This is a genomic window from Cytophagales bacterium (assembly GCA_033344775.1).
Lineage (GTDB): Bacteria > Bacteroidota > Bacteroidia > Cytophagales > Cyclobacteriaceae > JAWPMT01.
This window is the reverse complement of the sequence record JAWPMT010000005.1, coordinates 1,639,287-1,662,781: the sequence shown is the minus strand read 5'-3', so window position 1 is coordinate 1,662,781 and position 23,495 is coordinate 1,639,287. Positions and strand designations below refer to the sequence as shown.

Sequence of the window (23,495 nt, the reverse complement as noted above, 5' to 3'; positions counted from 1 at the left end):
AAATTCTTATTTATGATTTACCTAAAATCAATCTCTTCCAGTGAGTCAATGATTTCGGGATCGTTTGTGTGTTTGCGGATATCAAACACAAAGTAATCGTCGTTGATGTCTGTTCTTTCTAGAAAATCATTGATGCTGTAGCGATATACGTTACCAGATGGCTCAAACACATTGAACGCTTGCAGGCTGTTGTTGGCATCAATTTCCATACGGATCTTGAAGTAGCTTTTGTCACTTTTGTCTTCCGGATCAAGATCGATGTAAGTCACTCCTTTGATCACCTCGTAAATACCATATTTGAAACCGGTCTTATAGATCTCATAGATGTTGTTCAGGTTGATCTCCGCTTCTCCCTCATCATATGGTGCGATAGTTACTTCGTTGATCTCAGGGTTGTAGGTATAGACGTCAACCGAATTGTTGTACACGAATTGACCTGAGACTTCCAGTAAATACTTATCGCCTTTTACCGCAATCTTTCCTGTAATGGATTCATCCAGACCTGCGGCCGGGTTTTTCAGGTTTTGAGTAAAGGCTGCCGAAAACGCCGAAGCATTTTTGTATTTCGCACTCATGGCGTCCAGTATCTTCAAGGCGGCAGGATCGTATTGTCCGTAAGCAGCTGCTACCAGACAAACCATCATTAACATCAACGCTACTCTCTTCATTTCTTGAATATTTAATACTTATTCTCTAGTTCAGTCAATAACTGTTCCAAACTGTATTCGTCTTTGATTAAAACTTCACGGGCTTTGCTTCCTTCGAATGGCCCAACGATCCCAGCAACTTCCAGTTGATCGATCAATCGACCGGCCCGGTTATAACCCAGTTTCATTTTTCTTTGGATCAGAGACGTACTTCCCTGCTGATGGGTTACAATTAAACGAGCAGCGTCAGGAAATAAGACATCTCTTTCCGATAAATCGACGCCAGGAGTCGACGAAGACTCATCCTCGCCTACGAACTCAGGAAGCTGATAGGCGGAATCATATCCACGCTGATCACCAATAAATTCACAGATTCGGTCTACTTCCGGGGTATCCACGAAAGCACATTGCAAGCGTGTCATTTCAGATCCAAGTGAAAGCAACATGTCTCCCATACCGATCAATTGCTCGGCGCCTCCGGTATCCAGGATGGTTCGGGAGTCTACTTTGGATGTTACCCGAAATGACAGTCGTGCCGGGAAGTTGGCTTTGATGATACCGGTGATCACATTCACAGATGGACGCTGCGTCGCCACAATCAGGTGAATACCAATGGCCCGTGCCAGCTGTGCCAATCTTGCAATCGGCGTTTCCACCTCTTTACCAGCAGTCATCATCAAATCCGCTAACTCATCGATGACGAGTACAATATAAGGCATGAAGGAATGACCTTTCTGTGGATTCAGTCTGCGATTGACGAACTTCTTGTTGTACTCCTTGATGTTACGACAGGCGGCATCTTTCAGCAAGTCATACCGGTTGTCCATCTCAATGCAGAGTGAATTTAGGGTATGGATCACCTGACTGGTATCCGTAATGATTGCTTCTTCGCCATCAGGGAGCTTAGCCAAATAGTGCTTTTCCAAGTGATTGAAGAGTGTCAATTCTACCTTCTTCGGATCGACAAGGACAAACTTTAATTGTGAAGGATGCTTTTTATATAGCAAAGACGTCAGGATGATGTTCAATCCTACGGACTTTCCTTGTCCTGTAGCTCCTGCCATGAGCAGGTGAGGCATCTTTGACAGGTCGGTCACAAAGACTTCATTGGAGATGGTTTTACCCAACACTACAGGCAGATCCTTGTCGCTCTTCATGAACTTCTCCGTGGAGATCACCGAACGAGCGTCAACCATTTCCCTGTCCTTATTCGGTACCTCAATACCGATCGTACCTCGACCAGGGATCGGTGCAATGATCCGAATTCCCAGGGCAGCGAGACTTAAAGCAATGTCATCTTCCAGATTTTTGATCTTGGAGATTTTCACACCAGCCTCCGGAATAATTTCGTAAAGGGTAACCGTAGGTCCGATGGTTGCTTTGATGCTGGAGATTCCAATCTTAAAGTTGATCAGGGTCTCAACAATTTTGTCTTTATTGGCTTCCAATTCCTCTTTGGAAACATTCACTGCTTTCTCAGGATACTCGATCAGCAGATCAATGGATGGGAATTGATATCGTGGGAGGTCCAGCGTTGGATCGTAGTTTTCCGAAACCTCCACCACTTTTTCTTCAAACTTCGTCTCTTCCACTTCCATGGCCAGGTCTTCCATTGGGGTAGGTTTGGGTTTCGAGGTAGGAACGATCGGCTCGAAAGCGATGGTGTTATCCACGACTTCCTCTTCCTCCGGCTCGGGTTCTGGTTCATTGACCGGGGCGGTAATTGGTCGTTGTGGTCGAGCAGGCGCTTCAGGTTTCTTCGCTTCCGGAGCGGGAGGCGTTTCTCTTTTTTGAGGTTCTACGGAGAAAATAGGACCCTCTTTGATCGGCTTGGGTTTTTCTTGTTTTAGCGGTTCTATCGCCCATTCCTCTTCCTCCTCGTCATCGTCCTCTTCTTCATTCATGTTGGAAGCGATGATACGGTCTTTCTGCTCGTCTTCCTGTTCTACTTCCTTTTTTACCTGTTCCAGTACTGAACTCAGGTCGGATTTTTCTTCTTCCTCGTTTTCTGATTTGGATTGGAACAGATTGCCCATGCGATCAAAAAAAGTATTGATCTGATCGGTCCATCCAACTAATGCAGGGATTTGTGTAATGTTGAAGAAGTACATGTTGAACACAAACACCAAAAAAAGCAGGATCAGTCCGGCTCCCCAACCCATCAGGCTTTCCAGGATCAAGGACATTTCATAACCGATACCTCCTGAGAGGAATCCCCAGGAAGAGAACTCACTGGAGTTAATCAAGAAATAACCCATGACCATGCTGATCCAAAGCACGTAGAAAATCACGAAGACGGTGAATCTCATGATTGGCAGGAGCTGTCGCTGATAGAGCAATTGATAGCCAATGACGAATAGGAGTGGAGCTACCAGTAAACTGGCCAGACCAAACCATTTGAACACAAAGAAATGTGCGGCAGTAGCACCGACAATACCAAACCAATTGGTGACCTCCATTCCGGACTCCTTGATTCCGGTTGCGAGTACGGCATCCACCACACTTTGGTCTTCTCTTCCTGTACTGAAGTAGGAAAGGATCGAAATGAAAAGAAATACAGACGAGAGCGTGAATAACAATCCCAAAGCAATCTGGAATTTGCGATCCTCGATGAAACTGAAGGAAAGTTTAAATGATTTTTTTGGCTTAGCCTTTTCTGGCTTTTTGTTCTTAAACGTGTTTTTGGCCATTGGCAGCGTCGATTAGGGGTCGGCCCTAAACCTCAAAGGATTTTATACTTCAAAAAGAGTTAAACAAAAATAAACAATGATCAGGCTTCTTCAATGCGCCGAAGAATCGCTTTGTTGATTCTTTTGATCAGTCCCGGGCCTCCATAGACAAAACCCGTGTATAGCTGTAGCAAGTTAGCCCCTGCGTCCCACTTTTCTAAAGCAGACTCCACATCGTAGATACCCCCAACGGCAATGATGGGGATCTCGGGATCATGTTTTCTTATGTAACGAATGACTTCCGTTGATCTTGTGCGCAAAGGCTTTCCACTTAAACCACCTGCCCCAATGTCTTCTATGGTCGAATCTGGGGTATTCAATCCTGAACGGTCTATCGTCGTATTCGTAGCGATCACCCCGTCGATGGGAACTTCGTGGAGGATTTCTAAAATATCATTGAGTTGTGACTCGGACAAGTCTGGTGCTATCTTAAGTAGGATAGGTTTGGTGAGTTTTTTCTCGGCATTCGACTCGATCAGGGTTTCGAGCAATGCTTTCAAGGGTTCTTTTTCCTGAAGGTCTCTCAGATTGGGTGTGTTAGGTGAACTTACATTAACCACAAAATAGTCAACTAGTTCATGTAAGGCATGAAAACAAGCCAGGTAGTCGTCCTGAGCATTTTCATTAGGTGTCACCTTATTTTTGCCGATGTTGCCACCAACAGGTAATAATTGAGGTCGGTGTTTTAATTGATGAATAGCATGAGCCAGCCCTTCATTGTTGAATCCCATGCGGTTGATCAGCGCCTGATCTTTTTTCAGACGGAACAAGCGAGGCTGAGGATTGCCAGGCTGACCTTTAGGAGTAATGGTCCCTACTTCGAGAAACCCGAATCCCAGACATGAAAATTCATGGAGAAAATCTGCGTTTTTGTCAAAACCAGCTGCAAGCCCTACCGGATTGGGGAATTGAATTCCGAATACATTTTGGTTCAGCCTTGGATCATTGATCACAAAAGTGGAACGCATGATTTGTTTGAACCCTGGGATCAGAAAAAGGAACTTCAGGACACTTGTCGTGAAGTGATGCGCCTTTTCAGCTGGGAGTAGGAACAACAGTGAGCGAATGAGCTTAAACATCTCTGGCAAATAAACGTGCGAAAATAAACTGCATTCCAGTAAGAAATGCTGCTTTGATTGGTTTTAAACAGAAAATTTCTAATTTCGTACGTATTAGTTGTAAATAATTGTACGTACGATTTAAATGGATGTAAAATTGACACTGAAATTAAATCAGGAAATTATTGAGCGGGCCAAGCACTACGCTAAGGAAAATAATATGAGCCTTTCCAAATTGGTCGAAGGCTATTTGTCCGGGTTAACAGAGCCCGGAGATCCCAAGAGCCCTCATAGTCCGTTGGTTAACAGCCTGACCGGAGTGATCAATATCCCCGAACAGACGAATGTAAAAGATACAAAAATGCTAAAGCAGAAATTTAAGTAACATGGATAAAGTACTAATCGATACCTCAATCATTCTGGATTTGTTTGGTGCAAGAGAACCTCATGTTACAGATGCGCAGGCCATTTTTTCCATGGCAGATGAGCAGCGGATCAGTTTGTATGTTTCTCCTATTGCCATGACCCATGCCTATTATTATTTATCAGATCAACTATCCCCTGATGAGTGCCGAAAAGTAATGGTGCGATTCAGAAACCTGGTGAACGTCCTGCCGATCGATCAACGGATCATGGACTTGTCTTTGACATCCGTTTTTCAGGATGTTACCGATGCCGTGCAGTATTTTTCAGCTTCTGAGGGTGAATTGGACCTCATCCTTACGCGAAACCTCAAAGACTTCCGAGACTCGCATTTGCTGGTGCTAACACCTAAGCAATACCTTGGATTGCAGCGATCAGATTACAAGAGTGCCTGAAGGTTTTTAAAAACCGGACGTCCGGTTAGGGTATTTCTTTAACGCGCTATTTAAGCATACAGCCCAAGGTTTTCACTTTGAGAAATCTCAACCCCTGATATTAGAGAGCAGACTGAGTATGATTGATTCCTTGCTTGAAAATCAAATGAAGGAGTGATTTTATGATGATTTACTTCAATAAAATTAAAGTCAATTTGAATATTATTAAAAATTATCTCACTTTTGATGAATGATCAAGAAGATTCCTGTCAATTGTCCAAGTTGCGATCATTTGCTAAACGTTACCGGTTTGCAATGTCCGAACTGCGATACAATGGTCAGTGGGCAATACCAGCTTCCTCTGTTAGCGAGCCTAAGCAACGAAGAGCAGGAGTTTATCCTCAACTTTTTCAAAGAAAGTGGTAAGCTCAATACGATGGCCAAGCACTTGAATGTGAGCTATCCTACTTTGAGAAATCGATTGGATGACCTCATCGAAAAAGTAAAGCGGATCGAGCAAAATTTAAACGAACAATCATGACAACTATGGAAATCATTTATAATCCTTTTGAGAAAATCGCGGGAGTCAAGGCCTTTTTGCTGGGAGGGCTAGGCATGTTAGCTGCAAGTGCGCTGGCGGCTGTCAATGGTACGCATTTTACAGGAATGTTTTCTGCCATTTATACGGTATCGACGGGCTGGTATGTCCCATTTTTCGAGCTGATGCTCATCTGGGTTCCACTCACAGTTTTGTGTGCCTTGTATTGTCAGTTTTTTGGTTCCACTCATTATCGTTTAGTCGATATTATCGGAACTATCGCTTTTTCCATGATACCTTATCTGGTCATTAGTGTAGGAGGATTCATACGGTTACTTCCTTTGGGATCAGAAATACAATTGTTGCTAGCGGTCATTTTCGTTTATCTCTCACTTGTGTGGTCGCTGATGCTCATTTTTCATGCCCTGCGCGTGTCCGGCAACCTCAAGGAACAAAAATTATGGGTGGGGTTTATCTTTTGCACCATGATTAGCCAACTGATTTATATGCTCTTTATCAACAAAATCTATTTATTCATTTTATAAAGGTCACACCATGAAATTTTTAACTACAACAATAGTCACACTTTTGGCGTTTTCCTGTGTTTCACAGCCGATGGAAGATCGGGCCACATTGGTAGAAATCACCGAAGGGATTACGCTTAATTTGTCTGAGGGCGAATTCGAAAAGGTCCGCGAAACTTTTGATGCCAATATGAAAAGTGCCCTGACTGCAGCACAACTAAAGCAAGTTTGGGATGGATTAGTGGCGCAAGCTGGGGCCTACAAAGAAACGGGTACGGTCACTAGTAAAATACTCGAGGGATATCGGACCATCTACCAAATCCTGAAGTTTGAAAATGCTCCTTGCAAGCTGAAGGTGGTCTTCGGAGAATCGAAGGAAGTGATTGGGCTGTTTCTTATTCCGGTCAATGCCGAGTAAATGGAAGCTAAGAACGTCTCTTACTCCGAAAAGCAGCGATTCTCGCAATGGTGGTTATGGCTCATCCTTATTGGAGCTGCCTCCATTCCTTTTTTCGGTCTGTACTACCAAATCGGGTTGGACAGACCCTTTGGAAATAATCCCTTGTCAGATACGGGACTGATGATTTTTGCTGTACTGATGATCGCTTTTCTGGGATTCTTTTTTCTCATGCGTCTAAACCTTACCCTTGATAAAGAAGGCATAACCGTTCGTTTCTTTCCCTTCTTTAAACGAGCTGTCAAATGGGCACAGGTGGAACACTTACAAGTGGTCAATTACGGATTCGTTGGTGGATATGGTATCCGACTGACACACAGATTTGGCACGGTCTACAACATGAGTGGTCGCTGGGGATTGCTCATTTATCTGGAAGGCGGGAAAAGGTTCTGTGTCGGTACCAGAAATAGGGATGAGCTTCGACAGTTGCTGAAAACGATGGATTTGAAGCAGACCTAACTTTACTCGTAAAAGGAGGCTGTGCCAGCATTCGTCCTAGTCAACATGATTTCAAAAATAAACTTGAGAAGGAAAATGCTAATAATCCCCTCTCGGGAGCATAGTCTTCAACTTTAGAATCTTCACTGGACTAAATGATATAAATCCACCTGAATTTAAGATGAATTTGGATCGTCATTGCGAACGAAGTGAAGCGATCTTACGATTTATGGTCCTTAACTCCCTAGAAAGATCGCTTCGGTACCTCGTGAAGACGGGAGATTCTATAACGTTTTCCTTAAGTACATGGCTATGCTCTTGGGAGGGATGAAGCCGTAGGCTTTTCGATCAAAAGTTTCGATGCTAGCTTCTTGGATGATATTCCGTAATGACCTGTTTCAAATAATCCCGGTCCAAATGCGTATAGATCTCTGTGGTTGTAATGGATTCATGTCCGAGCATTTCCTGAACGGCACGTAGATCTGCTCCTCCTTCAATAAGGTGAGTAGCGAATGAATGTCGGAACGTATGCGGACTAATGTTCTTTTCCAGACCAATGGCCGCTGCCAGGTTTTTGATCACCGTAAAAATCATAACCCTTGACAATTTGGCTCCCCGTCGATTGAGAAATAAATAATCTTCCTGTCCCGACTTGATCACCTGATGCACCCGCACTTGATCCCGATAGATCTTGATGTATTTCAAGGCGGTTTTTCCGACTGGGACTAATCGCTCTTTATTGCCTTTTCCGATGATTCGAAGAAAACCCAGATCTTCATAGACGTTGCTGATCTTAAGATCGGTCAGCTCAGAGACCCTGAGTCCCGAACTATAGAGTGTTTCCAGCATGGCCCGGTTACGGGCTCCTTCGGCTTTCGAATGATCAATTGCTTCAAACAGCTGTTCTATTTCATGAATATTAAGGGTGTCTGGCAACTTTCTGCCCAATTTAGGTGCCTCGATCAGTTCAGAAGGATCTTTTGTGAGTAACTCTTCATACACCAAAAACTTGTAGAATGATTTGATGCCGCTAATGATCCTTGCCTGTGAGTAGGGGGACATTCCTAGTTCATTTAGGAATTCGATGAAATCCACCAGATCGGTTTGCTGTACTTTGGTCGGAGTAAGGTCGCGTTCCCTCATTTCCAGAAAATTTTCCAGCTTGGAGATATCCCGAAGGTATGCCTCAATAGAATTATCTGCCAGAGACCGTTCAAGCTTGAGGAAAGCCTTGAATTGTTTGGTGAAGGTGTTCCAGCTCACTTTATTTCTTTCTTCTCGCCCGGATCAAAACATCGATGTTGTCGGGGCGGTCATTCAGGAAGTCCAGTCGGGTTTGTCCGGATTCATTGGTGCTGATCTTAGCCGGGATCGAACTGGTAGTCAATGACCAGCCCGCTGGTAATACGACCGCATTGCGATTCCTCCCAAAGGATCGGTCCCACACCAATTCGTCCTGGTAAAGCAAATAGCGATTGGGGTCGGTATAAGTTTCACTGATCCGTAATCGGGTACTTTTTCCCTTTTCTACCGGGTCAAACCAGATGACGATCACTTCTGTATCATTAGAAACTTCACTAAGTTCAATGCCCTTTTCAGTAATCTCCTGACCCTTCAATGTTTCTACTTTGAGTTTTTCACCAGTATCCAATATCATGGCTGATGGATCGCTCGCTTTACTTCCCGTTCTTACAATATTGAGGTACCGATCAACACCAGGACGCTTTTCGGTATAGTCGTGGTAAAGGAAAAAAGAATGAGTTTCAGGCTGTTTGAGGAAGTAAACAATTTCTCTATCCTGAAAGGCACGTTCGCGTAAATCATAGTTAAGTCGTGCTTTTCGTTTGTCCCGGCCCTGAGGGTAGGGTTGGTAATCTGGCCATGGATGTTCTTCCTTCCTCAGATCAGCCAACTCAACGGGTTTGGCTTCCACGCGAGAAGGGATGGCTGAAAGTCCTTCATGCATAAAGCTCACCTTGATTCTTCCATCTTCTTCCCGTTCAACTTGCGAGGGATAGTTGCAGGCAGAGATCTCGTAACCCTCAGGCAAAACAATGGCGTTTCTGGTAATGCCCAAAGTACGGTCAAAAATGATTGTCTCACCTTCCGAAAAATAGCTCTTTGGGTCTTCGTACGTCTTGTCAATTCGTAGACGTGTTTCACCACCTTCGGGGACAGGTCTGGCGAGTTGGACCTGTAGATACTCTCCGTCATCCTGAGCCCTGACATGTCCGTTTTTTTTGGCTTCAGTTCCGGAAACGATGGACCAATTCAGGTCAATTCCGGAATAGAGATCGATGACCTGATCTATTTCATGTTCACTGCCTTTTCTTAAGGTATTCCAATAGTAAGTGGCTCCGGTAGTGGTGGCTGAGACATCATAGATGATCCTGAATTTTTGAGATTCAGGTGAAAGCAATTCGTAACGCGTGTAGGAATCAGTTTGAGTTTGCTGCCCATAGGAGTAGGTTACCAATAGCAGGAAAAATAACAGAGATAGACCCGATCGAAGTGTATGTTTCTGCTCCATAAGGTAACCGTGATTTGAATTCACGGAAAGATCGGAATTTTTAGTGAACTGGGAAGAAAGATAGTATCAATAGTAGGAGTAGAGACAGTCAATTGATCCATATAAATAAGCGCATCATACCTCCGATTAGGGTATCTCTTTGACGCGCTTATTTTACCCTGGATGATATAATTGAACTACCTATCCATAAAAGCCTCAAAGTGTTTGAAAGTCATGCTTTCCTGATTGATCACAGAAAAGTGCGGCATTATACTTTGTTCTTGCATCGCCTTTTCAGAAGCTGCTTTTGCTGATTGCAAGTCCGTCCAAAAAACCAGGTCCAGGAATTGTCCGTCTTCGGCAACGGAGGTTTTCCTGCTTACAAATCCCGCTTGCTGGCTTACGAATTCATTTAGTGCCTTCATGGCTTTTTTACCTTCTTCCAGAGAAACTCCATCATTAAGGTTGAATAGTACTAATTCTACAATTTTTGTTTCGTTCATTTTTGCTTTAGTTTCTTCCAATGGCACTTCCACATCGGCCATCAAAAAAGTAAATATTAAGACTACATATTTCATGGAAGCAAAGAAGTCTGGGCCAGGTGACAACCCTATGTCAGTCATTTTGGAGAATTGAAATAAATCCGAAAATCGACCTAACTTAAGCGTTAGTACACTTGTTTTCTTTGTAGTAATTCAAATGCTATAACCATGAGTTTTCTTACCGCAGAATGGCGAAAATTAGCCTTGGCCAATTATGTTGTCGATCCGAAATTGCTGCAACCCTATGTGCCCAACGGTACGGAACTAGATTTTTGGAAAGAAAGCTGTTATGTGAGCCTGGTAGGGTTCATGTTTTTGAATACCCGATTGTTCAACATTCCCATTCCTTTTCATCGCAATTTCGAAGAAGTGAATCTGAGGTTTTATGTTCGCTACAAAGAGGAGGGAGCCTGGAAGCGCGGGGTAGTTTTCATCAAGGAGATCGTACCTAAACCTGCCCTGACTTTTGTTGCCAATACGGTTTACAAAGAGCATTACCAAACGCTGAAAATGGGCCATCACTGGCAGGAATTCAAAGACCTGCTGGAGGTGGAGTACAGTTGGGAGATGCGTGGAAAGCCCAATCGCCTGAATGTACTGTCCAAAAGTACACCAAGGAATATCAAGCGAGGATCGGAAGTAGAATTCATCACCGAACACTATTGGGGATATACAAAGACCGGGGATAAAACGTATGAATACGAAGTGACCCATCCGACATGGCAAGTGTATCCGGTAGAGAAATATGAAGTCGAGGTGGATTTTGGAGAAGTTTATGGCGAGCAATTTGCAGCCTTGTCTGATATGAAGCCGAAATCCGTGATGCTGGCTGAAGGGTCTCTGATTACAGTGGAGAACAAACGTAAATTGTCGTAGATAAAACCTCCGAATCACAAAACCAAACTATTTTTGCATTTGGAACGTTCCTTCCAATATGCCAAAATCTGTAACATTTGATCGAAATCAGGTCATGGAAAATGTCATGAAGCTTTTTTGGAAAAAAGGCTACAATGGTACTTCTATGCAAGATCTGGTAGATGTTACTGGTCTCAATCGGTCCAGTTTCTACAATTCTTTTGGGGATAAGTTTTCCTTGTACGAAGAAGCCCTAGGATATTATCAGGACCAACAAATGGATGCATTGAATCAATTTGTTTCCGGTTATTCTTCCCCGAAGGAAGCCATCATCTCCCTTTTTAAAGGAATGACGCAGACACCAGCATCCGGGCCAAAAATGGGGTGTATGGTTTCGAAATGTACTTCCGAGTTAAGTAACGTCGAGCCTCGTATTGTTCCGTTCCTTAAAGAAAATAAGGATCGGGTCCTGAATGTTTTTTTGAGACTGATTCAAGAGGCACAATCAAAAGGGGAGATTGATGCACAGAAAGACGCCAAGACTTTGGCACTCTATTTATTTGCCAACCTTCAGGGGGTAAATATTACTTCCTTATTAGAGTCTGATTTAGAGGGAGTTACGGATCAAGTATTAGAAAGTCTATAATTTTTTTAATCTTATTTGAAACCATCGTTTCAATATTTTCGTTATTTGTACTGATCGTTTCAAATAAAAATTAAACTAAAACAGATATAACCGAAATGGGAAAGTTAGATGGAAAAGTAGCCTTGATCACTGGAGGCAATAGCGGAATCGGACTAGCGACCGCTAAACTTTTCGTACAAGAAGGAGCTAAAGTGGTCATCACCGGCCGACGACAAGAAGCATTAGATGCAGCGCTTACGGAAATTGGCGGTGGAGCGAAAGCCATCCTTGCTGATGCAGCGGATGTGAGTCGATCCAAAGATGTGGTCAGTGAGACAGTCGCAGCATTAGGCAAGATCGATATCTTGTTCGCTAATGCGGGAATTGCCTTCTTCGCTCCAATCACAGATATCACTGAAGAGTTCTTTGATGATCACTTTAATATCAATGTCAAAGGACCATTCTTCCTCATTAAAGAAGCTATACCTCACTTGAATGATGGTGCGGTGATTATGAGCAATACCTCAGTTGTCGGGCAAAAAGGCTTTGCGGCAGGTAGTGTGTATTCGGCAACGAAAGCGGCTTTGAGAAACTTGTCCAGGGTACTTGCTGCGGAGTTGAAGGAAAGAAAGATCAGAGCGGTAAGCCTGGCTCCAGGTCCGGTAGAAACACCCATTTATGGCAAGATGAATATGCCGGAAGAGCAGCTTCAGGGCATGGCGGAAGGATTCGCACAACAAGTACCTCTTGGTCGATTTGGTAGTGCAGAAGAGTTAGCCAAGGCAGCATTGTTCCTGGCATCGGATGATGCCTCATACATCAACGGAATCGAACTCGAAGTAGACGGTGGTTTAAGTCAAATTTAATCGGTCAGTTTACCTGACATAGCAATAGATCAGAAGCGGGTTCCTGGTGGGGATACCCGCTTTTTTGTTTAATAAGCTAAATCATTGGCTAGATCGTACCAATGATCTATTTCAGTATTGTGACCATCAATTGCGGTGCGTACATTACCACGAGCACCGTTTAAGGCCCCGTCATTCCTGCCGTGATGCCCATTGCCAGGAACTGATCCGTCTTGGATCAAATCGTTGGTTCGTGCATTATGGATTTGCCATCTAAATCCGTTGTTTCCATGCTGGCCTCCGAGTCCTGCTATTTGCGTGGCAGTAACGAGTCCATGACCTGCCAGGGTCCCATTCAGAAAATTCCAGATTTGATTCCACCCTAGATTATCTGCTTCGGTTCTTTCCTCTTTGAGATCGCTGATTTCCTCCTTAATGATGGATTTCAATCCATACAAAGCCCCGATCTGGGTATTCCAATCTTCATGCATCTCACCTTCATGGTCGTCGATATAGGATTGGATATTATTGTTATTGTTGAGACCTTCTGGTAAACCTTCATAAAAATCAATCATTTTGTTCCAATTTTTGTGAGATTCTGACAGATCCTGGCCGTATAGCCTTCGTTGGATCGGAGAGGTTGAGGAAATAAAGGGACCAGTCTCGGGCAGCTGTTCGAGGCGCTGATCTACTTTTTTCTGTAACTGGCTGATTCGATGACTGGTTGGGCGGTTGTCCAATTGAGTTTTTGTGTGCTGATTTGAAGGTAAATCAGACTCACTCAGACGTTTGGATTTAATTCCTTCCCTGGTATCCTGAGTAAATTCCATATGTTGGCATCAAAAGTTCATTCGATAAAAATAATGGATAATGGTCATTTAATTTTTTTTGACCACCAGCATCAACTAATTGTGACATTCAGGATTATTGGAATTCATTCAAATGATCATTGACGTAGTAGATCCCAAGAGCCAAAACGATAAATCTGAAGCAATTCCAGGTTTCTATGGTTTCTGGTGCTTTTCACTAACCCCTCAGTCACATCTAAAGAAATTATCACACCCCTCAAAATCAACTGTGCCATTGACTTCACTCAAATATCGAAGGACCGTCTCTGCTGTGGTTAACTTCCGAATTTCTGCATCTGCGATAGGAAAAAACTCAGGATTGTTCGCTGGAATAAAGTCATTCATGCCAATGCGAATTTCTTCCCCATCGGCCAATTCCATACCATCTGCCATGAACATTCGAATACTTCCGGTACCTTCCTCAATGACCACTCCTGAGATGGTGTACCAACCTCCATCCGTACAGAAGAAGTCTTTGTAATCACCGACCGTTTTAGTGAAGATGACACTACCATTATTGAAAGGATCCATTTCGAAAATCTCCAAGCGGGTGATTGGGCCCTGATTGATTTCAGCGCGGATTCCTCCGGCGTTCTGGATGGAGAAATCAACTTCCATGTATTCCTTCAAGGCATTGGTGTAAAAACAGCCTATTTCCTCTCTGCTGTGATCCGAAATAGCACTTCCTACAACTTCAGAAAATTCCGGAGCACTATTGTAAGCATCAATAGCAGTTTGAATGGTCGCATCTGTTGCCAGATCATTGTTGTTTAAGTTGATGAAGGTCACATCCGAACTTAAAATTCCGCCCGCGAAGACCGTAAGGTCCATTCGTCCCAGCCTGAGCAGATCATCTCCAGCCTGTACCACTGGTATACCACCTCGTACGTCATCAATTACCTCATGACTGTGACCTCCGATTACCGTATCAATGAAGTTATGGTTACTGGCTAAACTTAAATCGGCGGTACTTCCCAAATGCGTCAAAGCAATTAAAAGATCCGAATTTTCCTGTTCTTTTAAGTCCTGAAAATTGCTAACAACAGAGGTGTGGTTGGTGAATGTCATGCCTTCTACCCTCCATGGATGGGTTGACGGGATTTCATTGTCTTTGCCATTGGTTTCGAGTAGACTTAGAAATGTAATTTTCAAGCCGCCTACTTCCAGGTTTACAAAATCTTCCGGTTGTGGCACACCTGTTTCACCCATGTCTACGTTGGCACATATCCATGGAAATTGTGATTGGTTCATGCGTTTGGTCAACGTTTCCTGCCCGTAATCAAATTCGTGATTGCCAACAGCTGCTACATCTACACCAACCTGATTCATCAAGTCGATCATTGGCAATCCCCTCTCTTCAAACTGATCGACGATCGGGTTACCTGAAAAAGCGTCACCGGCACAAACCAATAAAGCATTGCCATTGGCCTTGGCTTCGTCTATGATCACTTTTATTTTTCCGAAATTATCGATTTGGCCGTGCTGATCGTTGAAGAAGAAAATACTCAATTGCTCAGCGCTCTCGGGAATTTCATCAGGCCGACCACCAATGGCGGGGGTTTCTTTTTCCGAGCAAGATATGACCATAAAAAGGGCCAGTATCATCCATAGTAAGTTTTGTTTGTTGTTCATGTTCTAGGGAGATTTTGAAAACCCTTTGATTCAAATAGAATGCCAAATTAGGTCAATGAGATTAATAAATGATGAATGGTAGATGGCGTTTCAAGTATGCACGTCATGTCGGTTTTTTCCCAAAGGAAGCTGAAAAAGATCGGAGACCCACGTAGGGTATCTCTTTCTCGAGCTTTTGTAATTACACTTTGAGATGAAAAAAATAAGTAGAATCTTTCGAGGGTCTGGTGATTGGGTGAATCCAATAATCCAGTTATCTTAGATTGTAATAGTCAGTCATTATGATCAAACGCATACTTATCATCTTCGGAGTTTTAATACTTGTTTTATACGGAGGGACCTGTTCTTATTTCTCTTCAAGAGTCATTGAGCCACCTCAGAAACCATTGGAGGACCCTCGAGAACTCGTTGCGAAATATGGAGCATTTACGGATGTCGCGATAACAACTAATGATGGTCTGAAGCTAAATGGATGGTTATTTGAAAATGCAGACTCTACGGATTGTGGTGTGATCATGGTGCATGGCCATGGGAGTAATCGCTACGGCATGCGACATTGGATGCCCTACTTCTGGATGAAAGGTTGTGATGTACTCTTATATGACCATCGTGCACATGGCGATAGTGAGGGTACTTACGGCACATTTGGGGTCAAAGAGTCGCAAGACTTATTGAAAGTGCATGAATACTTCCAGAAATCAACAGGCTTGTCGAATCAGCAGATTTCCTGGGTAGGTTCTTCCTGGGGTGCAGCCACGGTGTTACACGCAGGACCTGAAGTCAATGATCTGGCTTTCATTTTATCAGACTCACCTTTCAAAGATTTGAACGCTGCTGTGATGGAACGCGCGATCCGGGATTACGGTAGCTGGATCAAATTACTCAGACCAACCATATATGCGTTGGTGAAATGGCGGGCAGATTTCGAGCCTGATCAGGCCAATACCATAGCAAGGGCCAAAGCAATTGATATACCTGTGCTTTTAATCCACTCACAATCAGACGAAGCCACTTCTTCAGACCAATCAGAGGCCATTGCTGCGGCCATGGATCCGGAAGTAGTTACTTTTCATCACACGGATTGGGGGTCTGCCCACGTGAAAGATGTCCAGAATTATCCCGATCGCTACTGGGGATTGGTGGATGAGTTTTTAGAAGAGCAATTAGTTGAATGGCCCAGATAATCTGGGCCATCCTTTTTAATCCAATATGATTCGTTGAGTTTTCAGGCTGTTTTTAGCATGGATGCGCAGGATATAAACGCCATTTTCCAGGCCACTTAAGTCCCGAACAAGTTGTGTCTTATTGACTTGATGTTGTTCTAACAGACGACCAGATACATCCAGAATTTCTATTCGATCAATGACCGTACTACTCGAAATTCCTATGATTCCGTCTGAGGGGTTCGGATAAATTCGGAACAATTCATCTTGATCGACGCTAAGTACGATATCAATGATTGCCTCATTAGTCCTCTCAGAACGAAAATTTTCACTGGTAGCTTCAACCACATAAGTGTAAGCGCTACTCAACACGGCGGATTCATCAGTAAACGTAACCACATCCGGTTCAGTGGAAGCCAATGCTTCAAAATCCCCATTGTCCGCTGATCTGTAAATGGTAAAGCCCGTTTCATTGTCAGAGAGGTCTTCCCAGTTGAGGAGCACCAGCTCTTCTTGTCGTTCGGCTGTCAAGTTTGCTGGGGCCTCAGGCTGAACTATTTCATAGGTCTGCGATGAAGACTCAGCTTGACCAAACAAATTTCTTGAGATGATTTGATAGGTGTAAGTGACATTTGGTGTAGTGGATTCAAAGGTGTATGATGTTACATCTCTCTCAATGCGTCCGGAACTGACCTCATTTTCACCATCACTTTGAATGATTTCCAATGTTCTGATATTTGGATTCATTTCCCAATCCAATGTGACATTAGCATCATTATCATTAACTATTTCGTTGATTTCAACCTTCTCCGTGCTCAGGCGTACCGCGAAGAATCCTCCGGAATTGATGCCATCAATCGACGCAGAACCTAGCGCAAAAAGCGTATCTCCATATATTTCAAATTTGCGAAACATTGCCAACCACATCCAGATCAAGGTCGTCGTAAAGGGCTCCATTAGTCCCCAGTATGGCTATTCCTCGACGGGGAATACCATTGACAAACCGGAAATTTCCGGAAATAAGGAAAGTGGAATCGCTGATCATTTGTATGTCACCGATGTTTCTATCCGCGTCAATACGGAACAAATCCTGATTGACCATTTCTCCATTTTTGTCATGGATATTGATGCGCTGATCTTCGTTGAAGTCCACATCGTAGGTCATGAACAACGAATCACTAAATGAAAAGACGGGGGGTGTACTTGCTCCATTGCTGATGATATCTGAGAAAGTTTCGTCCTTTGTGCCATCAGGCATCAATCTGATGACTTTATATTGGGATTCATTGAAGCAGGAAGTTTGAACAACTAAACGGTTGTCGTCTTGAGCGAAGACGTTTTCTACGATTTCATCTTCTCTAAATGGCGAAGTAAAGGTTTCATCTCGATTATAATCGGAATCTAGCTTGATGATGCCATATTGATTCGTGTCGGAGACATTGTATCCAATACTTCCGCTTGCATATATCCCTTCCTCTGTTTGTACAATGGAACGAAGCGAACGTTGGACAAAAGGTTCGAAGATTTGTGCAGAAACCTCTACTGATTCCCCATCGCGAAACACCTTCAAATAATTCGTGTTCTCTTCCTGAAAACCTACCATGAAATCACCATTTTCCAGGAATTTTGAGGCACCAAGTCCATTTTCTACTCCCAGTGTAAATCCCAGGTCTGTGCTCTTCGGTCCGTCGGTCGGAGAGAATTTTGTGAGGTAAGCCTGGCCGTCTGGTTCCGAAGACTCAAAGGGACCTTCAATAAGGAACTCGTCATCATTGATTTTGCGAAAACTCGTTATTGTAAACGGAAGACCACCGGTCTTCACATTGAATGCTTCAATGGCATTTCCATCGATATCAATCAGATTCAGTCCTCTCGATGGTTGACCATCATAGGAGGATTGATTCACAGCCAGTAGAAACCTTCCTGTCCCGGCAGGGATTAAATCTCTTGTTCCGAATTCAACAGTCATGCTCCTTATTTGAAATTCATCGTCTCGTCTACCTGTCAGGCTCATTTTGGCCAGTCCCAGGTTGGCAAATGAATTAGGGTCATTGTGGCCCAGGATGAATAATTTCCCATTTCCATCAGAGGTTACTATTTCGATGCTATTATCATAAGCATCAATGAATGAAAGGTCAGCTTCATGTGGGGAATTGGATGATAAACTTCCATCCGCACTTAAAATATAAATTCCATTTCCTTGCGTTTCACCCAGAACAATCTCATTGCCATAAATGAGTATTTCTCCATTAGCTAGTCTTTCGGCGTTTGCCGGGGCTCCCGGTCGAGTGAAGTTTATTGGTTCGAAAGAATCATCCAATTGACCGTTAGTAAAGAGACGTAGCTGCAGATTGTCTGTGGATCTTTCCCTTGTTTCGATAAGAAACGATGATTCGTCAAGTTGATATAGCCATTGCAGACCAAATTCCTCCGTGTTAATGTCTGATATGATTCGTTCATCGCCATCATCTCCATAAAGGGCGAGTCGCTCTCCATTTGACAGGATCAATAACGAATCGCGGTGAGTGATTAGCATTTGTACATTCGGCGCGTCATTGATGACGAATGAGTCGTCGAAAGATCCGTTTTCATTAATTCTGCGAACCTCTCCTTGATATTGTATGTGTAAGCGATTATTCCAAAGTACGTGAGGTTGGAAAAGTTCATTGAACAAATCAGATGAAAACGGCATGTCGAAATTGAAAGACTCACTTAACTGTCCATCTAAACTGACCTTGACAATTGGGTTTGAAATGCGGTCATTGATGAAACCCACGTTGCCACCAATATAGAGCGAATCCTCTGCGTAGGCTACTAACTGGATGAAACCCCTGATTTGGAGTTTTGGGTTGAGATCAGAGACTCCAATGACTTGTTGACCGTAATTCAAAAGACTATACGTCAAGCATAGCATGAGTATGAGTGATTGTTTTGTCATGATGTAGAACTTAATTGTATTTAGTACCTCGAAATAAACGGAAAACGATTTACGCGCCAAACGAATCAAGCGATTCTTTGCAATAGCTAAAATATGTTTTGTGTTTGACGCTTTGATCTCAAGTCGAGAGGTAAGCAGCTTCTGATTCGGAATTAGTATTTATCTGAAAATAAACCCGTCCTTCAGAGGGTCGTTCGGGTCGATGGTAAATATGTTTTTGCCAGTGACATAAGCGTCCCCGGCAACTTCCGGAATCACGGCATTGATACCATGGTAGTCTACCACCTCGGCGACCTTACAGTCAAATGTGGTACCCAATATACTCTCGATAGGAATGGCTTCGTTTAACGCCACCTCTCCACGTGCATGATGAATGGCTATCCGAGCTGATACACCAGATCCGGTTGGTGATCGGTCTACTTCTCCTTCGGCAAAGATGCAGACATTGCGACTGTGGGCATCGGTGGATTCTGGTCGGTCAATGAAGATGGTGCCATAAAGAAAACTCAAGTCGGCTTCCTCGGGATGTGCAATGGTTTGAGCAGAGGCAACGGCCCGTTTGATTTGCATACCCAGGTCAATAAGCTCTTGATAATGATCCGAATTGAGCTTTAAATTGAATTGTTGTGCGTCAACAAAAGCATAGAAGGCGCCACCATAAGCAAGGTCATATCTGATCGTTCCAAATTTTGGAAGTGAGATTGATTGGTCCATCGCTGCAACAAAGGACGGAACGTTTAGGAAGCGTACTTGAGTCACCTTACCTGCATCCACATGCACAAAAGCAGTTAGTATGCCACATGGTGCTTCGATCGTAATTTTTGTAACTGGAGTGACCGTCTCCACCCAACCAGCCTCCACCGCCAATTTGGCAATTGCCAGGGTAGCGTGGCCGCACATCGTACTGTAGCCCTCATTGTGGATGAACACCACTCCAAAGTCTGCGACCTGACTTGGAGTCACAATGACACCATACATATCTGCATGTCCTCTTGGTTCAAACATCAACGCAGTTCGCAGATGATCGTAGTGCTCCTGAATGAATCGTCGGTAGTCGAGTACTCGAGTTCCTTGGATTTCAGGAAATCCATCAAGGATCACCCGCAGTGGCTCACCAGCGGTGTGCATTTCGATCGTTTTTATTTGAATCCAACCACCAGGGATAGAATATGAGTCAGCATTGTACATGGGTTCAAATGTAATACCTGTGAAGAAAAACTCAGAGAGACCAATGACTGGTTGTGATGTCATTGGTCTCTGAGTGCGCAGAATCTATGCTTTGCGTTGTATGCCCCTATGGTTGCTCAGGTCTTTACGTAATCCTATTCCGAAGGTATTTCTTGAAGAGATAAGCTGAGCGTTTGCCGTATCAGGCATTGGAGCTGGCAGGAGATTGCCAATAAATGAGAAGGAAGGATTGGGTTGTGTGCAACTTAAGATCAGATTGTATATCCGCCTTACGAGATTTTCAGGAATTTCGGGTAAAATTGAAATAGCAGATAAATCAACCTTTTTTGATTGTCTGGAGAAATCTTTAATAATTCCAGTTCCAGCCAACAAAAAAGCGGCGAACGATAGTCTGGTCATAGGCGAATGCTAATGTCCGAAAAAAAATGTTCTAAAAGAAGAATATTACGGGATTTGTCGGGTAATCCTAGAAAACTTTTACAGAGATGTACAAAGTTATAAGACATGCTTGATCCTTTGTAACGCCCCGTGTATGGGTATGATCAATACTGAGGATGCTTAAAGTTCTCGGATTTTTATCTTTCTAAACGCCACTGTGCTACCGTGATCTTGTAAGGCCAGTCGTCCGGTCTGTGAAGCGCCGAAACCAGGGGCATTCGCAAAACTGGAAGCTGCGACCAGTTTGTCCCATTCAGGGCCATTTACGGGGAATTCCAAAACACGTTCATTGTTGAATTCAACAAAGCCTTCATTTTTTTGATAGTCAATGTGAATGAGGTAATGATTCCAGGTATTAGCAGGTTTGCTCACGATTTTCGATGGGGGCATGAGGGCATAAAGCGATCCGGCGCGGTTAATGTCTCCACGCTCTTCAATGTACTCGGACCAGTTGTCATCCAGGATTTGAATTTCGGGACCCGTCAGGTAAGGATACTCGTAAGCTGCATCTTCCACAACTCCCCAGAAAAAACCGGAATTTCCTTGTTCTCCAATCATCCATTCAAATGAAATTTCGAAGTTGGTGTATTCCTTATCGGTCACCAGGTAAGCGCTGCTGGCTTCCGTGCGACGATTCGGGTCGAAAGCCATGACTTCATCCTGAACGACCCATCCATTGTAGTCTGTACCCCCATTGTAAATGTGCCATCCATTCAGGTTGTCTCCATTAAAAAGAGGTGTCCATCCATCTTCCGTTTGGCACCCTGAAAAAGTAGCCAAAACTACAATTAGAATTGCAACCGTATTTCTCATGTTTACTTTCATTTGAATTGCGCAATTTAGCCGGCATGAGACTGTTTATTTCAGGGGTATTTGTTTTTTTCCTGCTGGCTTGTAGTAGCAAAACCGACAAGTCATCAGAATTTTCTTTCGATAAGCTCGAAAAAAGCGCTCCGGCCTCAGAGAAAGCGCCGGCCTCTATTCGAGTAGACCTGACCAATAAAGGAGTGGGGCCCATCCAGATCGTGGAACTTTCCGAAGTGATCGATGCGCCGCTCGCCGAAACCGGATCCGTACTTTACCAGCAGAAATGTACTGCTTGCCACAAGGTAGGTGAGAAGTTTGTTGGGCCTCCACCTAATGGGATATTGAAGCGCCGTTCCCCTGAATGGGTCATGAACATGATCCTGTACCCCGAGATCATGCTCAAAGAAGATCAGCTGGCCAAGGATCTTTTCATGGAGTTCAATGGAGCACCCATGGCCAATCAGGGATTAACGCAGCAAGAAGCTCGGGCAATTTTGGAGTATTTCCGTACGCTGTAATAATTAACCACCGCAGCCGCCACAACCGCCACAGCCACTGCATCCACCGCCATCTCCGCCGCTGCAGCCTCCTCCACCCCAGCCGCTATCACCGCCGTAGGAATCATATTCACTATCGAATGAGGAGTGAAAGTCATCGTACAGGAAGAAGAACCATATTGCCGCTGTGTCGGTATGCATATCCGTATTCCTTTCGATCAATTCTTCTTCGAATACTTCATCCAATTGTTTCAACAGACTATAGTCGAAAGAAGGTACCAGCATGATATTGCCATAGATATGACCCATCAACTCTTTTGCACCTTCAGGGTTGTTTTCAATGAGATTCGGTAGGATGTCTGCAAGCTTGCCGAGTTCCGCATTGACTCGTTGCTGCAACAACTGTCCTTCAGGAGTCAAATTACAATAACCAAAGGTGCGATAAAACCAACCTTCTTTGGCCGCTCGGGCAATATCTTTGCTCATCAACACTTGCTTGAACAGGTAGTTGTTTCTGCTCCTTGCACTTTCCCAGCCCATTTTCACCAGATGTCTGAACTGAATGCTCAAGTCTGCATCCTTTTCATACGGAGCTAAATAGATCCACTCGTGTGCTTTAGGTTGATAACTGTCATAAGCAGGTCCTTTTTCAAGATTTTTGTATGCGACCTTGTTTTCTTCCTCAGGCTCAGGATTCGACTCATTTCTGACAACCAGTACTTTTTTAAGGATCAGATCAATCAGTGTGAACTTGAGCAAATCACGAAATGAAGCCTGCGAAGTGTCTCTCAGGACCAGTGTTTCTGCTGGAGTTAATTTTTTCAACGTTTCCATAAGCGTAAAAATCTTGGTTTAGGGATCACCCAATGCTGATGCCGATTCACCCTTGTGTAATTTGTGTTAGAAAATCTAATTTCATTACTAGGCCAGATGTCTGCAGGGGGCGCTTTATCAAAGTAGGTTTGATAGAGGGCCTTGGTGGCACTGTACCAATCGTCAAACTTATCTTTCTCCGATTGTCCGCCTTTGGTTGGGCCATGCTGGATCTTGCGACCCAGGGTTTTAATACAGAAGTCTTCCCAGTACGATTCAGTGTAGAGCAAATGCAAATGCCAGGCCTGATCCACCTCGTCAGAAGGTGTAAGCGGATGTTCTGCCACGCAGATCAAAAACATGAATCGTTTGTATTCCATGACGACCCGAAGTGCATATGCCAGTGGCCAGTCATTTTCACGCACAAGTCGATCTGTGAATGAAAATCTGGCTCCACTCGCATTGAGATCAAAGTCCTTGATCTGCTTCCAAAGTTGTTGTTGATCTTGAGTCATCGTTTCATATGTAGCTGAATTTTCAATTTTCTTACACTTTCATTATAAAATTTTCTTTTTTCATTCTAAATCACGGTGTTTGGGTCAATATT

At 43.7% G+C, this 23,495-nt stretch carries 25 protein-coding genes; 11 read left to right on the top strand and 14 right to left on the bottom strand.

Features of this window, described 5'->3' with window-relative positions; all coding sequences use genetic code 11:
• Window positions 1-17 precede the first annotated feature (17 nt).
• The 3 genes from R8G66_24705 to R8G66_24695 all read right to left on the bottom strand — a co-directional run bounded on the left by R8G66_24705 (window position 18) and on the right by R8G66_24695 (window position 4,455).
• Window positions 18-668 (bottom strand): outer membrane lipoprotein carrier protein LolA, encoded by a 651-nt coding sequence (locus R8G66_24705; GenBank protein MDW3195600.1) that lies wholly within the window; start codon window positions 666-668, stop codon window positions 18-20.
• Between the two features lie 11 nt (window positions 669-679).
• Window positions 680-3,337 carry a DNA translocase FtsK gene (locus R8G66_24700; GenBank protein MDW3195599.1) on the bottom strand — a complete coding sequence of 886 codons (2,658 nt, stop codon included), beginning with the start codon at window positions 3,335-3,337 and terminating at the stop codon, window positions 680-682.
• Window positions 3,338-3,417: 80 nt separating this feature from the next.
• Window positions 3,418-4,455, bottom strand: coding sequence for a quinone-dependent dihydroorotate dehydrogenase (locus R8G66_24695; protein MDW3195598.1), 1,038 nt, complete (start codon window positions 4,453-4,455; stop codon window positions 3,418-3,420).
• Between the two features lie 136 nt (window positions 4,456-4,591).
• Between R8G66_24695 and R8G66_24690 the strand changes: the two genes are divergently transcribed.
• The 6 genes from R8G66_24690 (at window position 4,592) to R8G66_24665 (ending at window position 7,209) form a co-directional block, all read left to right on the top strand.
• Window positions 4,592-4,819, top strand: coding sequence for a DUF6364 family protein (locus R8G66_24690; protein ID MDW3195597.1), 228 nt, complete (start codon window positions 4,592-4,594; stop codon window positions 4,817-4,819).
• Window position 4,820: 1 nt separating this feature from the next.
• Window positions 4,821-5,252 (top strand): PIN domain-containing protein, encoded by a 432-nt coding sequence (locus R8G66_24685; GenBank protein ID MDW3195596.1) that lies wholly within the window; start codon window positions 4,821-4,823, stop codon window positions 5,250-5,252.
• A 229-nt stretch (window positions 5,253-5,481) separates the two neighbouring features.
• Entirely contained in the window at window positions 5,482-5,772 is a 291-nt protein-coding gene (locus R8G66_24680; protein MDW3195595.1) for a DUF2089 family protein, read from the top strand.
• Window positions 5,773-5,777: 5 nt separating this feature from the next.
• Window positions 5,778-6,314, top strand: a complete 537-nt coding sequence (locus R8G66_24675) for a hypothetical protein (GenBank protein MDW3195594.1) — start codon at window positions 5,778-5,780, stop codon at window positions 6,312-6,314.
• Between the two features lie 10 nt (window positions 6,315-6,324).
• On the top strand, window positions 6,325-6,711 hold the full coding sequence (locus R8G66_24670) for a DUF3887 domain-containing protein (protein ID MDW3195593.1): 387 nt from the start codon (window positions 6,325-6,327) through the stop codon (window positions 6,709-6,711).
• Complete coding sequence (locus R8G66_24665) at window positions 6,712-7,209, top strand: hypothetical protein (protein MDW3195592.1); 498 nt, start codon at window positions 6,712-6,714, stop codon at window positions 7,207-7,209. It abuts the gene before it with no gap.
• Between the two features lie 342 nt (window positions 7,210-7,551).
• Here R8G66_24665 and xerD read toward each other — a convergent pair whose 3' ends face one another.
• From xerD to R8G66_24650, 3 genes are all read right to left on the bottom strand, one after another.
• Complete coding sequence (gene xerD / locus R8G66_24660) at window positions 7,552-8,451, bottom strand: site-specific tyrosine recombinase XerD (protein MDW3195591.1); 900 nt, start codon at window positions 8,449-8,451, stop codon at window positions 7,552-7,554.
• A gap of 1 nt (window position 8,452) precedes the next feature.
• On the bottom strand, window positions 8,453-9,718 hold the full coding sequence (locus R8G66_24655) for a hypothetical protein (GenBank protein MDW3195590.1): 1,266 nt from the start codon (window positions 9,716-9,718) through the stop codon (window positions 8,453-8,455).
• Between the two features lie 176 nt (window positions 9,719-9,894).
• Complete coding sequence (locus tag R8G66_24650; protein ID MDW3195589.1) at window positions 9,895-10,320, bottom strand: hypothetical protein; 426 nt, start codon at window positions 10,318-10,320, stop codon at window positions 9,895-9,897.
• A gap of 87 nt (window positions 10,321-10,407) precedes the next feature.
• On the opposite strand from R8G66_24650, the gene R8G66_24645 reads away from it, so the two are divergent.
• From R8G66_24645 to R8G66_24635, 3 genes are all read left to right on the top strand, one after another.
• Window positions 10,408-11,115 (top strand): DUF2071 domain-containing protein, encoded by a 708-nt coding sequence (locus R8G66_24645; protein MDW3195588.1) that lies wholly within the window; start codon window positions 10,408-10,410, stop codon window positions 11,113-11,115.
• A gap of 58 nt (window positions 11,116-11,173) precedes the next feature.
• Window positions 11,174-11,740 (top strand): TetR/AcrR family transcriptional regulator, encoded by a 567-nt coding sequence (locus tag R8G66_24640; GenBank protein MDW3195587.1) that lies wholly within the window; start codon window positions 11,174-11,176, stop codon window positions 11,738-11,740.
• A 95-nt stretch (window positions 11,741-11,835) separates the two neighbouring features.
• Window positions 11,836-12,585, top strand: coding sequence for a glucose 1-dehydrogenase (locus R8G66_24635; GenBank protein MDW3195586.1), 750 nt, complete (start codon window positions 11,836-11,838; stop codon window positions 12,583-12,585).
• A gap of 68 nt (window positions 12,586-12,653) precedes the next feature.
• Here R8G66_24635 and R8G66_24630 read toward each other — a convergent pair whose 3' ends face one another.
• On the bottom strand, window positions 12,654-13,394 hold the full coding sequence (locus R8G66_24630) for a hypothetical protein (protein ID MDW3195585.1): 741 nt from the start codon (window positions 13,392-13,394) through the stop codon (window positions 12,654-12,656).
• A gap of 204 nt (window positions 13,395-13,598) precedes the next feature.
• Window positions 13,599-15,044 carry a bifunctional UDP-sugar hydrolase/5'-nucleotidase gene (locus R8G66_24625; protein ID MDW3195584.1) on the bottom strand — a complete coding sequence of 482 codons (1,446 nt, stop codon included), beginning with the start codon at window positions 15,042-15,044 and terminating at the stop codon, window positions 13,599-13,601.
• Window positions 15,045-15,325: 281 nt separating this feature from the next.
• On the opposite strand from R8G66_24625, the gene R8G66_24620 reads away from it, so the two are divergent.
• On the top strand, window positions 15,326-16,228 hold the full coding sequence (locus R8G66_24620; protein ID MDW3195583.1) for an alpha/beta hydrolase: 903 nt from the start codon (window positions 15,326-15,328) through the stop codon (window positions 16,226-16,228).
• A gap of 15 nt (window positions 16,229-16,243) precedes the next feature.
• Here the strand turns inward: R8G66_24620 and R8G66_24615 are convergent, their stop codons facing one another.
• The 4 genes from R8G66_24615 to R8G66_24600 all read right to left on the bottom strand — a co-directional run bounded on the left by R8G66_24615 (window position 16,244) and on the right by R8G66_24600 (window position 21,584).
• Window positions 16,244-17,122, bottom strand: a complete 879-nt coding sequence (locus R8G66_24615; GenBank protein ID MDW3195582.1) for a T9SS type A sorting domain-containing protein — start codon at window positions 17,120-17,122, stop codon at window positions 16,244-16,246.
• Window positions 17,106-19,145, bottom strand: coding sequence for a hypothetical protein (locus R8G66_24610; GenBank protein MDW3195581.1), 2,040 nt, complete (start codon window positions 19,143-19,145; stop codon window positions 17,106-17,108). Before R8G66_24610 ends, R8G66_24615 begins: the two co-directional genes overlap by 17 nt.
• A 159-nt stretch (window positions 19,146-19,304) precedes the next feature.
• Window positions 19,305-20,396: a proline racemase family protein gene (locus R8G66_24605; protein ID MDW3195580.1), complete on the bottom strand. Its 1,092-nt coding sequence runs from the start codon at window positions 20,394-20,396 to the stop codon at window positions 19,305-19,307.
• Between the two features lie 495 nt (window positions 20,397-20,891).
• Window positions 20,892-21,584, bottom strand: coding sequence for a DUF1080 domain-containing protein (locus R8G66_24600; protein ID MDW3195579.1), 693 nt, complete (start codon window positions 21,582-21,584; stop codon window positions 20,892-20,894).
• A gap of 35 nt (window positions 21,585-21,619) precedes the next feature.
• Here R8G66_24600 and R8G66_24595 point away from each other — a divergent pair, with 35 nt between their 5' ends.
• Window positions 21,620-22,096, top strand: coding sequence for a cytochrome c (locus R8G66_24595; protein MDW3195578.1), 477 nt, complete (start codon window positions 21,620-21,622; stop codon window positions 22,094-22,096).
• A gap of 3 nt (window positions 22,097-22,099) precedes the next feature.
• Here R8G66_24595 and R8G66_24590 read toward each other — a convergent pair whose 3' ends face one another.
• Window positions 22,100-22,909 (bottom strand): hypothetical protein, encoded by an 810-nt coding sequence (locus tag R8G66_24590; protein MDW3195577.1) that lies wholly within the window; start codon window positions 22,907-22,909, stop codon window positions 22,100-22,102.
• Window positions 22,897-23,403 (bottom strand): hypothetical protein, encoded by a 507-nt coding sequence (locus tag R8G66_24585; protein MDW3195576.1) that lies wholly within the window; start codon window positions 23,401-23,403, stop codon window positions 22,897-22,899. The genes R8G66_24590 and R8G66_24585 overlap by 13 nt, the downstream gene beginning before the upstream one ends.
• Window positions 23,404-23,495 lie beyond the last annotated feature (92 nt).